A 517-nucleotide genomic window follows, 5' to 3' on the forward strand; every position below is an offset into this window, starting at 1 on the left:
AATATTCAGCTGACCTACAAACGCATGTTCGAGCGTGTTGTTCCTCATCAATTGCAGCGAAGCAGTGAGCGCTTTTTGCTACGCCAAATTTATTGCTGTTTGGTATCAAGTGATTATTACGGGCGCGTAAAACCAGAGCTGGCGCATCATTGGCGATACGATGAGCAAAAATTCGAATGGACGTTTTACCTTCGCCCCGGGCTTACCTTCCATAATGGCAACCCAATCGATGCCGACACGGTGGTGAGTTTGTTTGCCAAATTGAGCTCACTAGAATACTACGAGAAAGAACTTGCGCATGTGGCGAACGTGACTGCGCCAAACCCTCTCAAAGTGGTGTTTACACTTAGCCGACCTGACTTGGGTTTTGCTGGGCTTATTTCTGGCGTGAAATATGGCATTCAGCCCGTGAGTCAGGTGAACGTTGCGAACAACAAGTTGGTGGTGGGGAGTGGGCCATTTTCCGTCGTTGAGCACAGTGAAAACCGTTTGAAACTGCAAGCGTTTGATGGTTATT

General features: G+C 48.0%; 1 protein-coding gene. It reads left to right on the forward strand.

Going from position 1 to position 517, the window contains the following annotated elements; genetic code table 11:
- The coding region (locus R7093_RS28155; RefSeq protein ID WP_318147399.1) for an ABC transporter substrate-binding protein at positions 1–517 on the forward strand (517 nt) is incomplete at both ends.

The organism is Vibrio sp. 1580 (genome assembly GCF_033340055.1).